Genomic DNA, 14,655 nt, shown 5'->3' on the forward strand with positions numbered 1-14,655 from the left:
TTTTTGAGGGGAGTTGTCTTTTTGAATAATCAGTTAGTCATAGTTTTGGATTTCGGCGGTCAGTACAATCAGCTTATCGCGCGCAGAGTCCGCGAATGTAACGTGTACTGCGAAGTTATGCCGTACACCAAAAGCCTTGAGGAATTAAAGGCGAAAAATCCGTCTGCAATCATATTCACGGGCGGTCCGAACAGCGTTTACGAGGACGGTTCTCCGCTTTATACAAAAGAGATTTTCTCGCTCGGCGTGCCGATTTTGGGCATTTGCTACGGCTGTCAGCTTATCGCGCATCTTCTTGACGGCGAGGTTACTCCGGCGCAGGACGATTCTGCGCGCGAATACGGCAAAACAAAAACGTATTTTGATACGTCGTGCAAGCTTTTTAAGGATATTCCCGACGAGAGTATCACCTGGATGAGCCACGGCGACTATATGGCGAAAGTCCCCGAGGGCTTTAAGCTTGTGGCACATTCCGACAAGTGTCCCAACGTTGCCATTGCCGACGAAGAACGCGGTTTTTACGGCGTTCAGTTCCACCCCGAGGTTCAGCACACCGAGTTCGGTCAGAAAATGCTTCATAATTTTCTCTATGAGGTTTGCGGTTTGAACGGCGACTGGAAAATGGACGAGTTTGCGAAACAGTCGATTGAAAAACTCCGCGAAAAGATCGGCGATAAAAAGGTGCTTTGCGCGCTTTCGGGCGGTGTCGATTCCTCTGTTGCCGCGGTTATGATACACAAGGCGGTAGGCAAAAATCTCACCTGTATTTTTGTTGACCACGGTCTTTTGCGCAAAAACGAGGGCGACGAGGTTGAAAAAACGTTTAAAGAAAAATTTGATATGAACCTTATCCGCGTTAACGCACAGGATAGATTTTTGGGCAAGCTCAAAGGCGTTTCCGACCCCGAAACGAAAAGAAAAATCATCGGCGAGGAATTTATAAGAGTGTTTGAGCAGGAGGCGAAGAAAATCGGCAAGGTTGATTATCTTGTTCAGGGCACAATTTACCCCGACGTTATCGAGAGCGGTACGGGCGACGCGGCGGTGATTAAGAGCCACCATAACGTCGGCGGACTTCCCGATTATGTTGACTTCAAGGAAATCGTCGAGCCTTTGCGCGATTTGTTTAAGGACGAGGTACGAAAAGTCGGACTTGAGCTTGGTATTCCCGAATTTTTGGTATGGCGTCAGCCGTTCCCCGGCCCCGGACTTGCGATAAGAATAATCGGCGATATTACTGAAGAAAAGATAAAAACTTTGCAGGACGCGGACTTTATCTTCCGTGACGAACTTGCAAAGGCGGGTTACGACAAAAATGTGCACCAGTATTTTGCGGTGCTCACAAATATGCGCTCGGTCGGCGTTATGGGCGACGGCAGAACGTATGATTATACCCTTGCTCTCCGCGCAGTTACGACGAATGATTTTATGACCGCCGATTGGGCAAAAATCCCGTACGATATCCTCGAGTCCGCGTCAAACAGGATTATAAATGAGGTTAAAAACATCAACAGAATTGTGTACGATATCACAAGTAAACCCCCCGCTACAATCGAGTGGGAGTAATAAACAAATCCCCAAAAACTGCGTTATAATGCGGTTTTCGGGGATTTAATTTTGAAATTGATAACAGAATGATAACATTTGTTATTTTTCAGTATTGTTTTTCAGTTTCTTAAATTCTTCATGTAAGCGTTCAGCCTTAATACGAGGATAACTGTAACGCCACATATCATATTCTTCCTTTGTTATTTCACCTGATTTAAGTTTTTTGAATTCGCTGTTCCATGAACTGAGCATTTTGCTTACAGTTCTTGTGACAGCGTTTTTGTTTTCCACGGACAAGTGCACTTGTCCGTCAACTTCATTAGGAACAATGCCGTATTCATCTTCTAAGCAAAAAAGTGCGTGCATAACAGCGTCGTAATTTTCTAAATTAGGATCGGAAATTGCGTATATGCTTACTCCCAAAGCACCGGCGATTTTCTCAAGCTGCTTTTCGGACGGTGTACGGTTTCCGAGTTCATAATTGCGGATTGCCGGTTCGCTCAAACCGGATTTTTGTGCCAGCTCCTTTTGGGACAATCCGAAAGCCGTGCGAAATCGCTTAATCTTTTTTCCAACATCCATAGTGATACCTCCGAAAATCTGTTATCAAAAATAATCTTACATATAGTATAACACAAACAGTTCAAAAATGAAATAGTAATTTTAAATTTTGTGGAAAATAAAATGTGAACATTTTGTGAATATGTAAAAATGGTATTGACAGTTCATAAATGAACTGATATAATACAGATATACAGTTCGATAATGAACGGTATAAAAATTTGAGAAAGGAGAAAACAAAGATGAACAAACAGTTGATGATTTCCGCTGATGAGGTGGCAGAAACCTTGGGTGTCTCAATATCTTATGCTTACAAAGTTGTGCGTCTTCTGAACAAAGAGCTTGAAGCAAAAGGCTTTATAACAGTAGCGGGCAGAGTGAGCAGAAGATACTTTGAGGAAAAATTTTACGGTTCGGAAGGAGTGTTTAACAATGTCGGTGCATAAGGACAAAAAGACAGGAAAATGGTATGTATCATGCCGATACGATAATTGGGATGGTGCGAGAAAACAAAAAATGAAAAGGGGGTTTGAAACCAAGCGAGAAGCCCAAAGCTGGGAGCGAGAGTTTTTGCAGATTAAAAGTTCAAATCTTGATATGACATTCGGAGCGTTTTTGGAATTGTATTACAATGACCGAAAATCAAGGATTAAGAAAAACACTTTTCTTACCAAGAAGAATGTTATAGAAAACAAGATACTTCCGTATTTTAAGGACAGAAAAATGTCGGAAATTAAAGCAACGGATATTATTGCGTGGCAAAATGTGATTATGGCAGAGCGTGACGAAAACGGCGAGCTGCATTCGCCGAGTTATCTCAAAACGATTCATAATCAAATAAGTGCTATATTCAATCACGCTTGCAATTTCTATAACCTGACCGAGAACCCGGCAAGAAAAGCCGGGAATATGGGCAGAGAGCAAACAAAAGAAATGGTAATCTGGACGAAGGAGGAATATGCTAAATTTGCAGATGTGATGATGGATAAGCCGCAAGCGTTTTATGCTTTTGAAATTCTTTATTGGTGCGGACTGCGTGTCGGCGAGCTGTTGGCATTAACACCGGCGGACTTTGATTTTGAAAAATCAACGCTTCGGGTGAACAAGTCCTATCAAAGGCTTGAGGGTGAGGACATTATCACCGATCCGAAAACACCGTGCAGCATTCGTACAATAACAATGCCGGAATTTTTAAGAGATGAAATCAAGGAATACATCGGAATGCTATACGGTATCGGAGAAAATGACCGAATTTTTGATTTCACAAAGAGCTTTCTTCATAGCGAAATGCGGAGAGGCTCAAAGGCGGCAGGCATCAAAAAACTGACGCTGCATCAACTTCGTCATTCGCACGTCAGCTTGCTTATCAATATGGGATTTACAGCCGTGGCAATCGCAAAGCGTGTCGGACACGAGAGTATTGACATAACTTACAGATATGCACATATGTTTCCGAGTGAACAGGCGAAAATGGCGGATAAATTGAACATTGAAAGGGGCGTTAGCTAAATGGATAAAACGCTTGATAATAAAGGCAGATGGCGGAATGTGATAATATCATTCCGGATGTCACCGCAGGAGCGAGATGATTTGAATGTCAGAGTAAAACTGTCAGGACTTACAAAACAGGACTACATAATCAAACGCCTGTCGGAGCGTGATGTAATAGTTCAGCCAAACACAAGAGTTTACAAGGCTTTAAGAAATCAAATGGCAGATATTTTGACAGAGTTAAGACGAATAGAAAACAGTGCGAATATTGACAGTGACTTACTCGATATAATTCAGATTATGACGCAAACCTACAACGGGTTGGCAGAAAAAGAAAAGTCCTAATGTATCGGCAAATACAAAAGGACTCGGAAAGTGTGGTAAAACACCATCCAGACAAGGATATTTTACCACACCTCCGGCTAATTTGCAATAGGAGGTGACGAAAAATGTCAGATTTAAAACTGATAAATATGCGTGATGTCGAGGTTGAATCTGTAAGCTGGCTTTGGTATCCGTTTATCCCATACGGGAAAGTGACGATTATTCAGGGCGATCCCGGCGAGGGTAAAACAACGCTTGTTCTTCAAATCATTGCAAGGCTTACCAAAGGTGAAAGCATTATTGACGAGAAAGAAAAACCGCCGATAAATGTGATTTATCAAACGGCGGAGGACGGATTAGCAGACACGATAAAACCTCGGCTGTTATCAGCTGACGCAGATTGCTCAAAAGTGCTTGTGATTGACGACAGGGACACACCGCTTACAATGCGTGATGTGCGGCTCGAACAGGCTATTGTCGAAACAAATGCAAAACTTGTTGTGTTAGATCCGATTCAAGGTTTCTTGGGTGCTGATGTGGATATGCATCGTGCAAACGAAATCAGACCGATTATGAAACACATATCAGAGCTTGCGGAAAAATACAAATGTGCCATAATCTTAATCGGACATATGAATAAATGCAGCGTCGGAAAATCGGCATACAGAGGTTTGGGTTCAATCGACTTTCAGGCGGCGGCAAGAAGCGTGCTGATTGTCGGCAGAATTAAGGACGAGCCGAAAGTCAGGGTTGTATGTCAAACAAAAAGCTCACTTGCACCCGAAGCAAAGGCGGTTGCATTTCGATTAAATGAAGAAACCGGCTTTGAATGGATAGGCGAGTTGGACATTATGGCTGATGATTTGCTTTCGGGAACTGTGAAAGGCACAAAAAAGCAGGAGGCAATGGATTTTCTTGAAAATCTGCTTGCAGACGGACAAATGGCACAAACGGAAATTACAGAACTTGCACGGCAAAATGGCATATCCGATAAAACCTTGCGGAATGCCAAAGATGAACTAAAAATCAAGTCAAAACGGGTGAATAATCAATGGCATTGGAGCTATGATTAAAGTCAAGATGGCAAGATGCCCTATTGTATATAAAGGGGCATCTTACCACCTTGCCATCTTGAAACGGAGGAAACAATATGAAGAAAATTCAAATTACGCAAGAATTATTTGTAAAAATGCTAAAATATTTTTACAGTGACGAATTGGAAATTGATGATTACGAACTAAACGAGCTTTATTATGACATCAAAAACGGCATTGATAAAAAAATGGACGCCATATCAAGGCGGAGTTACTACACCGAGTATAAAACGGCGGAGACAGATGCGGCGAGAGAAAAGGCAAGACAGAAGTATCTCGATGCGGTCGGTATGCATAGGGATTTCAGATATTGATTTCCTTTTAACTACCTGAACGGGAATGTGGCACATTCCCGTAAAACTATTACGAATGAGAGGATTGAATTATGAAAGAAAGATTTATTGAAAACGGAATTGAGTATGTTAAGTGCGGTGATTATTATTTGCCGAATTTTGAACTGCCGCAAAATCAATATGAAATCGGCAAATACAGCAGAATGAGGTTACAGTTTTTGAAAACAAGTAAACCGTGTCGGTATAGTACACTTTTAATGACAGGGAAATTGAATGAACATTTGCACGAGGTTGATGTTCAGGCGGAGAAAATTTTGGAGCAATTTATTAAGTCGGCGGAGCAGACTGCTCCCGACAAGGCAACTCACCAAATGGAATGGGTTGGGTATATGAACAACGCAAAGAGCTGTGCTGAGGAGGTAATTCTCGAGAGAGTGGTTTATGCGGAAAGTAGGAACTTTATGTTCTAACAAGCATAGCATTTGGATGTCCAAATTCTCCATTTTAGTGGCGTTGCCCCTAATACCCCAAAGCGAAAGGAGAATTTTAATGAGAACACGAAACAACAAAATAACACTTCGGTTGAACGATAAGGAGAGTGGTAAATTAACAAAATCGGCAGATAAAGTCGGTGTTCCGAAAGAGGTATATTTGCGAATGTTGATTATGGGAACAACACCGAAAGAAAAGCCGGAGGCTGACTTTTACGGAATGATGAAAGAACTCAATGCAATAGGTAATAGCATAAATCAAATTGCGAAAGTGGCAAATTTAAAAGGTTTTATCAATGTCAAGGCATATGAAGAAAATGTCCGCAGATTAAATGAATTTATCGTTGAAATCAGCAAGTCCGTTTTCACTCCCGAAAGGAGGAATGACAAATGGCTGCTACAAGAATTTGGTCTATAAAAGGTCGGCTTGACAGTGTGATAAATTATGTTACCAATCCGGAAAAGACGGATGGCGGCAAATATACCGATACGGAATTGCAAGCCTTGGCGGATGTAATAGACTATGCTGAGGACGAGGCAAAAACGCATAACAAGGTTTATGTTTCGGGGATAAATTTATCCCCGAACATTGCCCGTGACCAAATGGTGATGACAAAACTGCAATTCGGGAAAACGGACAAAATTTTAGCCTATCACGGCTATCAAAGTTTTCTGCCCGGCGAGGTCACTCCCGACCAAGCACACGAAATTGGCGTGGAGCTTGCAAGGCGTTTATGGGGCGATAGGTTTCAAATTTTAGTTACAACGCACCTCGATAAAGAACATCTGCACAATCATTTTTGCCTTAATTCCGTTTCTTTTGTTGACGGAAAGAAATTCAGGGGCGGCAGTAAGGCGTATTGGCAAATGAGAGCAGAGTCGGACAAAATCTGTGCAGAATACGGTTTGTCTGTAATTAAAAATCCCGGCAAGGGTAAAAATTATGCCGAATGGAAAGCAGAACACGAAAACAGACCGACTGTCAGAAATCAGATAAAAGATGAACTTGATGAAATTATCAAGTGTTCATATACATATGAGCAGTTTTGGAAAATATTAAAACAGCGTGGGTATGCGGTCAAGCGCGATGTGAAGTATGTTGTGTTAAAACCGGCATTTTCGCAAAGGTATATACGACTGAAATCGCTTGGTAAGAATTACAGCGAGGAGGCAATAAGGCAACGGATTATTGCGGCGAGGAACGGCATACGAGATTTGGATAAGCCGAAATCCGATTATAACGCTTGGCTTAATAAATATGAGCCAACCAAGTTGCACGGATTTAAAGCGTTGTATTTTCACTATCTGTACTTGTTCGGAAAGATACGCAAAAAGGAAACACCGCAGAGAGTTTCGTTTTATATGCGTGATGAATTGATAAAATTTGAACGGTATCAAAAGCAGTTTCGATTTCTGTATGATAATGAAATTGAAACGGTAGAGCAGTTGACCATATTCAAGGAAAATGTTGAAAATAAAATTGATGAAATGATTATCCGGCGAAGTAAGTTGTATGATAAAACTGACTCAAAGACAGAAATCAAGACAATAAACGCAGAATTGCGAGAGTTGCGGAAAAATCTAAGAACCTGCAACAACATCTTTATTGATGCCGAGCGTATTAGAGAACATACAGAATATGTTGCACGGCTTGAAAAAGAAGCAAATGAACCTCAAAAGCAGCAAATTAAGGATTATGTCATTGGATGATAGCAATATATCCGCAATTGAAAGAAATGTATTGTTGAAACTCGACAAAATTCTCAAAAAAGATTGACTTTTATGCCTATTTCATATATAATAATAGGCATAAAAGTTGCTTGGAGGTTTGCATGAAAAGTTCAGATAGAATTTTAAAAGCAGCTGAATTTAACGGCGGCACAATTACAACCGGACAGGTTGATGAAATGAATATACACCGTACAACTTTACGCATAATGGTTGATAAAGGCTTGTTAGACCATCCTACAAGGGGTGTTTATGTTCTGCCTACGAAATTAGATGATGAATTCTATAATTTGCAGATACGGTTTAAAAAAGGGGTATTTTCAAATATATCTGCATTATATTTATTAGGCTTTACAGACAGAACGCCTGTTAAATATGATATGACATTTCCGGCATCATATAACACTTCTGCAATAAAAAATGAGATTATTGCTCACAGAGTAAAAAAAGAATTATATGAAAAAGGAATTATTCCGGTCAAAACACCATCCGGCAACGAAGTAAATGCATATTGTATTGAGCATACTTTATGCGATATTTTGAAAGCGAGAAATGCCATAGATATTCAAGTTATTACAGATGCTTTTAAAAGATACGCAAAATGCAGTAATAAAAATTTACCTTTGATATCGGAGTTTGCTAAAATGTCACGGGTTGAAGATAAAGTAAGAAAGTATTTGGAGGTGCTTGTATGAAGAATGCAATGCAACTTAAAGCATATGTGAAAAATCTGGCTAAGGAAAAGAAAATATCTGCTCAAATTGTACTGCAGAACTATATGCTTGAACGACTGCTTGAGCGGATTTCCGTTTCAAAGTATCATGATAATTTTATCTTGAAGGGCGGTTTTTTATTAGCAGCGATGGTTGGACTCGATACCAGAGCAACAATGGATATGGACGCAACAATAAAAGGACTTCCGGTGACAAAGGAAACAATATCGGGAATGTTTGTTGATATTTGTAAAATACATATAGATGATGATATTAATTTTGAATTCAGCGGTATTGATGATATTCGTGAGGATGATGAATATGGTGGCTATCGTGTCAGCTTAACCGGCAACTATCCGCCAATGGCTGTGCCTCTTAAAATCGATATAACAACGGGAGATAAGATTACACCTCGTGAGATGGTTTATTCTTTTAATCTTATGTTTGAGGAACGCAGTATAAATGTTTTGGCATATACGGTTGAAACAATACTTGCTGAAAAACTCGAAACAATTATCTCAAGAGGTAACCAAAATACAAGACAGAGAGATTATTATGATGTTTATATTTTGAATACACTGCAAAAGCAAAATATTGATAATCAAATTTTAAAGGAAGCTTTTGCCGCAACGGTTAAAAAGCGTGGCACGGGGCATATTGTTGCAAATTATAAAGAAATTATTGAAACTGTTGCAAACAGTACGGTGATGAACAATCAATGGACAAGGTATCAGAAAGAATTTGAATATGCAAAGGAAATAAGCTTTGAAAATACTTGCAAGGCAGTTAATGAGTTGATGGAGGAAATATAAAATGGCTGATAACAGTAATTTACATATGTCACGGACAGGAAAAACGGATGAGTTTTACACTCAACTTTCTACTATTGAGGAGGAACTTAGACATTATCGTAAATATTTTGAAAATAAAGTGGTTTTATGTAATTGTGATGATCCGTATGAAAGTAACTTTTTTAAGTATTTTGCGCTAAATTTTAATTCTCTCGGATTAAAAAAACTTATAACCACATGCTATGCTACTTCACCTATCGTTTACACACAACTTTCTTTATTTGATAATGGTGACATAACATATACTAAGAGGGAGCAAAAGAAACCTTATAAAATAGAAATTACAGAGGTAAAGGATGAAGATGGAAGCAATACAGTTGATCTGTCAGATGTGGAATATCTTTTGAAGAATGATAAAAATGCGCTTACGCTTTTAGATGGTGATGGTGATTTCCGTTCCCCTGAATGTTTAAAACTTCTTTATGAGAGTGATGTCGTTGTTACAAATCCACCATTCTCTTTGATGAAAGAATATATTCCATTACTTGCTGAGAGTGGAAAACAATTTCTCATTCTTGGTAATATGAATCATATTACATTTAAAGAGATATTTCATTATTTCAGAGAGCATAAAATGTGGCTTGGATATAATTCAGGACACTTCTGGTTCAAAGTACCTGAGTATTATGAAGAAAAGAAAACGGACTACAAGCAAGATGAGAACGGTCAGAAGTGGCGTAGGTTGGGTAATATCTGTTGGTTTACCAACATGGATATTGATATTCGTCATCAGCCGCTTGATCTATATAAGCATTATTCCCCAGAAGCTTACCCTACATATGATACATATGATGCAATCCATGTGGAAACTGTTGCAGAGATTCCCTGCGATACGGATAAAATAATGGGTGTTCCAATTACATATTTGGCATCGCATTGTGATGAACAATTTGAAATTCTTGGAAAATTTGATGGTGGAAGTGTAACAAACGATCTAGATCTGGCTAAACCTGTTATTAACGGAAAATCCAAATACAAGAGGATTGCTATAAGAAAAAGAAAGAATGGTGATATACAATGAAAATTGATAGAATGCAAGTTTCTATAAAAGAGTTGTGTAATGGATATGAAGAAAAAGGTATTGATGGAATAGAAGGTATTGTTGCATATGGAGGTAAATTAGATGTTCGTCCTCCATATCAGCGTGAATATGTATATGCCCCTAAAGAACGTGATGAGGTTATCCGCACTGTAAAGAAAGGATTTCCTCTAAATACGATGTATTGGGCAAAAACAGAAGATGATCGATATGAGCTTATGGATGGGCAACAGAGAACTATCTCCATTTGTCGTTACACAGCAGAAAGTGAGCGTACCTTCGCAGTAGACGAAAAATATTATTTTAATTTAGAAAAAGACATTCAAAATCGAATTGATGACTATATTTTGGATATTTATATTTGTGATGGAACATCCTCAGAGGTACACGAATGGTTTAAGGTAATTAATATTGCCGGTAAGCCATTGACTCCGCAAGAATTAAGAAACACAGCATATACTGGCACATGGCTTTCTGATGCTAAAATTCATTTTTCTAGGCCTACTTGTGCAGCATACAATATGGGAAAAGACTATGTAAGTGGTTCACCTATCAGACAGGAATATCTTGAAACTGCTATCAAGTGGATTGCTGACCGTGATGGCTTAGATACGATAGAAACATATATGGCTCTTCATCAACACGATGACAATGCCAATCAGATCTGGATATATTTTAAGCGTGTTATAGAGTGGGTCGAAACAATCTTTCCGATAAAACGTAAAGAAATGAAAGGAATAGAATGGGGTCTGCTCTACAACATATATAAAGATGCAGAATTAGATCCATCAGTACTTGAAACAAAAATTAAAACACTTATGATGGATGATGATGTTACAAATAAAAAGGGCATTTATACATATGTATTAACCAGCGATGAGAAGTATTTAAATATACGTCAGTTCACAGATAATCAAAAGAGAGAAGCATATGAACGACAAAATGGTATCTGTGCTAAATGTGGAAAACATTTTTATATTAATGAAATGGAAGGGGATCATATTACGCCGTGGCACGCTGGTGGCAAAACAAATGCGGAGAATTGTCAAATGTTATGTATTGAATGTAATCGCAGAAAGTCGGGTAAATAGATTGTGAATGTGCTATAATTGAAAATAGGGCAAAGGAGGTCAACTATGTTTAATTCAAAAAAAAATAATAAAATACTCAATGATATTGAACGAGCAGAATACGAACCGATTGTTTTTATAAATAAGCCAGCAACCAGTTATTTGGAAGATGTAGTTGGCTTTAAGTCTCAAGTTGAAACGATACATAAGGCAATAGATAATGGTGCCAATATGATTGGTGTTATTGCAGACTATGGTACAGGGAAATCCACTATTTCAGATATTCTTATTTCGGATGTACTTAATAATGAGCATAAATACAGCACAATTAGAATTAATATGTGGGATAGCATATCGAAAAAGGCTGATGATAATGATATATCCGAATTGACAAAATCATTTTTATATCAACTTGCTAACGGAAATAATGACAATAGTTGTGTATCAAAGTTGTCTCGATATGTTAGTAAAAGAATGAGTAAAAATTTCAATACAATATCTTTTAGTACGGTATCCACAAAGTTATGGAAATACGGAGGAGCAGCTGCTCTTTCATACGCTTTATATATGATTTTTGCCCAAAATAACATTAACTTTATTAACGAAAACAGTATCGGACTTATAAAGTTTATTAAAGATGTCAATCCGCTATTTTTCGTGATTGCTTTGGTATTGTTGATTTATGGAATTGTGGATACATCTATTGCGTTTTCAAGCTGGAAAAAAATAGGTGATAGTCATTTGGAAAGCAATGATGTTTTTGAATTATATGATGAAATAGCAACAAAGCTAGTAGAAAATTCTTATGATAACAAACAAATAGTTTTTATTGAAGATTTAGATAGAATTGATGACAAAACATTGATTACAAAGTTTTTAAAAGAACTATATAGGTTTCAAAATTCAGTATCCGAAAGATTGAAAGATAAATTTGTTTTTATTGTTGCCATAAAACCTGAGGCATTACTTAAGACAAAAAAGAAAACTTCTAACGATATTCAAGATAATATTTTTGAACATTTATATTCAAAAGTATTTGATGTAACCGTAAATTTAAAGCCAATTCATTTTGAAGATTATGAATCGGCATTATTGTCTTTGTTTGAAAAAAATGAAAAATCAAAAGAAAAGCTGGAATGTTTGATTGGAGAGGATATTAATGAAGAACACCTTCCTGAATCGTTTAGCTGGATATTGATGGGAGAAAATCTTACGTTGAGAGATTTAAAAGATAGGCTTAATCATGCAATTTCGATAATGGTTTCCTTAAAAAACAAAAATTACAAAGATACCACTACTATTAATTTTACTGCCTGTACTGCTGTTGCTTATCTAGAGAGTGCTTTCCCAAAGGAATTTTATAATTTAGTTAAAAGTGAAAGTAAGTTTGAAAAGTTTATAAGAGAATCGTACTCTATTAAAAATGGAATAGACGAAAATAAGAAAGATGAATTATTAAAAAAATTTAATGAAATTTTCTACGAAGTTCAGCAAGAAAACACGGCAATGGAAACTGACGAAATGAAATTTATTGATGTGCTATGTAAGCTTGTCTTAGATAATGTATTTGATGATGATTTTCGAATGTATTTCTATACCTATCCTGATAATAGTTATATAAAGACAGTAGATGAAAAAGATGTTTGTAATTTAATAAAATTGCCTACTGTTTTTGATGATGTAACCGACTTAGATGAAAAGGTTAATCGTATTTTTGCAAACAGACCAAATTCTATTGTTATAGATACCATTAAAAGTTTAGATAATAATAAACCATACCCAATAGTGTTGATATTAAATGGTAAGCTATTTGAATTAGCTGCTGAATATAATTTTGAGAAAGCATTAGATTTGTTATGCAGATATACTCTAAAATTAAAAACACAAGATGAATATATATTATCCTGTTTAAAGATGATCAACACAGTGCAAATAAAGAGAAAAAAAGAATTTATATCATGTTATGTAAAAACCATATTGGATATGATTTCCAACGATGGATTAACACGAGAACAATTCCTTGACTTAAGAAAAAATATCATTCTGGCATTTGAAAAAAATGTTGTGGAGTTTATATCTTTATTTGTAAATACAGAGATAAATGTTCCGATTATTACAGAAGATGAAATTAATAATATTAATAATATAGATATAATTTTAATGTTAGTTGATAAAAATTTGATTAGTGTAAAAATGGAATATATATTAAATAAAATTAATATGGAAAAATTATCCAGTGAAAATGTTGAGCTTGCCTTTGATGTATATGATGAATTGATTAGAAATGATAGAAATAATAAGTATTTAGGTGAACATTTGCTGAGGTTTTTACATATTAATCAAATTATAAATATTGAATATTTTAATGTTATATTAGAAACAGTAGATGAATTAGAACTTATTTGTAAATATATTAATGGACTTGATGTAAAAAAACTTCCTGATGAATACTTAAAAGGGATAGACAAAAAAGCATTTGACAAAGGATTGAATGAAGATGTATTACAAAGATTGAAAGATAATAATTTATTTATAAGTTATCTTCTTACAAAAGCACCGATAAATCAAATTGATGATATAAACTATTCTGATGACACAGTTAAAGATAATATAATTACTGCTAGTAAAGTATTGTATAATAAGAATCCATCAGCATTTATATTACTTAGAAAATGTATAATTAGAAATATGCAAAATGTATATGATAAATATAGTATGATTTTCGAGGGAGAATATCCAATTATAACAAAAGATGAACTAAATACCTTTGTCACATTTTCAGATGCTATTATCTGTATAGATGGTTCTAAGTTAAATGTAGAAAATTGTGATTTTGTGTGGGAATACTGCAATCAGGATGATAGAAGTCCAGAAGATTGTTTAAAGACATTTGATTATTTGTTTAACTCGGAACACGATACCGTAGTTAGGGATAGTGATGTGGCAAAAAAGCTATTTTATGCGTTAGATTTTGATAAAATCAAGTTTAAAGAATTAGAAGAAAGTCAAAGAGAAAATGCAATTAGCTATATATCGACATTATTAAAGTTAGATGATGCTTCAGAGGCCTTAGGCTGTTTACAGCATTTAAAAGCCCTTATTCCAACATTAGAAAAAACAATACAAGAGTCGAATTTAACAAATGAATACATTAATTTTCTCAATGTGCTAAAACAATATACTGATGTGAGTATTCAATGGGTGGAAAATATAGAATTGAACACAGCATTGTGCCCTGCAATTACTTCCCAATTATACAATAGGAAGAAGTACATTAACTATGTGATAGGTAAAAGTGTGCCATCCCAGTAAAAATAGACACAAAAAAGCTCCAAAAAACGAAATGAATCGCAGTATTTCGTTAATTTACGCAAACCGACCGCATTTATTCCACGGTTTGCTTGACAATGAGTAGCCGGTATGATGCACCGGCGAAAGAACGAAGTAGCCCA

General features: G+C 36.6%; 15 protein-coding genes. 14 read left to right on the forward strand and 1 reads right to left on the reverse strand.

Annotated features, from left to right (window positions below; genetic code table 11):
* The first annotated feature begins 21 nt into the window (after positions 1 to 21).
* Positions 22 to 1,566: a glutamine-hydrolyzing GMP synthase gene (guaA, locus tag H8706_RS05445; protein ID WP_262431800.1), complete on the forward strand. Its 1,545-nt coding sequence runs from the start codon at positions 22 to 24 to the stop codon at positions 1,564 to 1,566.
* A gap of 81 nt (positions 1,567 to 1,647) precedes the next feature.
* Here the strand turns inward: guaA and H8706_RS05450 are convergent, their stop codons facing one another.
* On the reverse strand, positions 1,648 to 2,130 hold the full coding sequence (locus H8706_RS05450; protein ID WP_262431801.1) for a helix-turn-helix domain-containing protein: 483 nt from the start codon (positions 2,128 to 2,130) through the stop codon (positions 1,648 to 1,650).
* 221 nt (positions 2,131 to 2,351) lie between these two features.
* Here H8706_RS05450 and H8706_RS05455 point away from each other — a divergent pair, with 221 nt between their 5' ends.
* From H8706_RS05455 to H8706_RS05515, 13 genes are all read left to right on the forward strand, one after another.
* Entirely contained in the window at positions 2,352 to 2,555 is a 204-nt protein-coding gene (locus H8706_RS05455) for a DNA-binding protein (protein WP_262431802.1), read from the forward strand.
* Positions 2,542 to 3,618 (forward strand): site-specific integrase, encoded by a 1,077-nt coding sequence (locus H8706_RS05460; protein ID WP_262431803.1) that lies wholly within the window; start codon positions 2,542 to 2,544, stop codon positions 3,616 to 3,618. Before H8706_RS05455 ends, H8706_RS05460 begins: the two co-directional genes overlap by 14 nt.
* On the forward strand, positions 3,619 to 3,945 hold the full coding sequence (locus H8706_RS05465; RefSeq protein WP_262431804.1) for a plasmid mobilization protein: 327 nt from the start codon (positions 3,619 to 3,621) through the stop codon (positions 3,943 to 3,945).
* 104 nt (positions 3,946 to 4,049) lie between these two features.
* On the forward strand, positions 4,050 to 4,997 hold the full coding sequence (locus tag H8706_RS05470) for an AAA family ATPase (protein ID WP_262431805.1): 948 nt from the start codon (positions 4,050 to 4,052) through the stop codon (positions 4,995 to 4,997).
* Between the two features lie 77 nt (positions 4,998 to 5,074).
* Positions 5,075 to 5,332: a complexin-2 gene (locus tag H8706_RS05475; RefSeq protein ID WP_262431806.1), complete on the forward strand. Its 258-nt coding sequence runs from the start codon at positions 5,075 to 5,077 to the stop codon at positions 5,330 to 5,332.
* A gap of 71 nt (positions 5,333 to 5,403) precedes the next feature.
* Entirely contained in the window at positions 5,404 to 5,781 is a 378-nt protein-coding gene (locus tag H8706_RS05480) for a TnpV protein (RefSeq protein WP_262431807.1), read from the forward strand.
* 79 nt (positions 5,782 to 5,860) lie between these two features.
* The gene (locus H8706_RS05485; protein WP_262431808.1) at positions 5,861 to 6,220 is read left to right on the forward strand and encodes a MobC family plasmid mobilization relaxosome protein; all 360 of its coding nucleotides are present in this window, start codon (positions 5,861 to 5,863) and stop codon (positions 6,218 to 6,220) included.
* The gene (locus H8706_RS05490) at positions 6,193 to 7,512 is read left to right on the forward strand and encodes a relaxase/mobilization nuclease domain-containing protein (protein WP_262431809.1); all 1,320 of its coding nucleotides are present in this window, start codon (positions 6,193 to 6,195) and stop codon (positions 7,510 to 7,512) included. Before H8706_RS05485 ends, H8706_RS05490 begins: the two co-directional genes overlap by 28 nt.
* 122 nt (positions 7,513 to 7,634) lie before the next feature.
* Positions 7,635 to 8,225 (forward strand): type IV toxin-antitoxin system AbiEi family antitoxin domain-containing protein, encoded by a 591-nt coding sequence (locus H8706_RS05495; protein ID WP_262431810.1) that lies wholly within the window; start codon positions 7,635 to 7,637, stop codon positions 8,223 to 8,225.
* On the forward strand, positions 8,222 to 9,055 hold the full coding sequence (locus H8706_RS05500) for a nucleotidyl transferase AbiEii/AbiGii toxin family protein (RefSeq protein WP_262431811.1): 834 nt from the start codon (positions 8,222 to 8,224) through the stop codon (positions 9,053 to 9,055). Before H8706_RS05495 ends, H8706_RS05500 begins: the two co-directional genes overlap by 4 nt.
* Position 9,056: 1 nt before the next feature.
* Positions 9,057 to 10,115 carry an adenine-specific methyltransferase EcoRI family protein gene (locus H8706_RS05505; protein WP_262431812.1) on the forward strand — a complete coding sequence of 353 codons (1,059 nt, stop codon included), beginning with the start codon at positions 9,057 to 9,059 and terminating at the stop codon, positions 10,113 to 10,115.
* A complete protein-coding gene (locus H8706_RS05510) occupies positions 10,112 to 11,224 on the forward strand; it encodes an HNH endonuclease family protein (protein WP_262431813.1) in 1,113 nt (370 codons plus the stop codon). The genes H8706_RS05505 and H8706_RS05510 overlap by 4 nt, the downstream gene beginning before the upstream one ends.
* Positions 11,225 to 11,269: 45 nt before the next feature.
* Positions 11,270 to 14,515, forward strand: coding sequence for a KAP family NTPase (locus H8706_RS05515; RefSeq protein WP_262431814.1), 3,246 nt, complete (start codon positions 11,270 to 11,272; stop codon positions 14,513 to 14,515).
* Positions 14,516 to 14,655: the final 140 nt, after the last annotated feature.

Source organism: Qingrenia yutianensis (assembly GCF_014385105.1).
Classification (GTDB): domain Bacteria; phylum Bacillota; class Clostridia; order UMGS1810; family UMGS1810; genus Qingrenia; species Qingrenia yutianensis.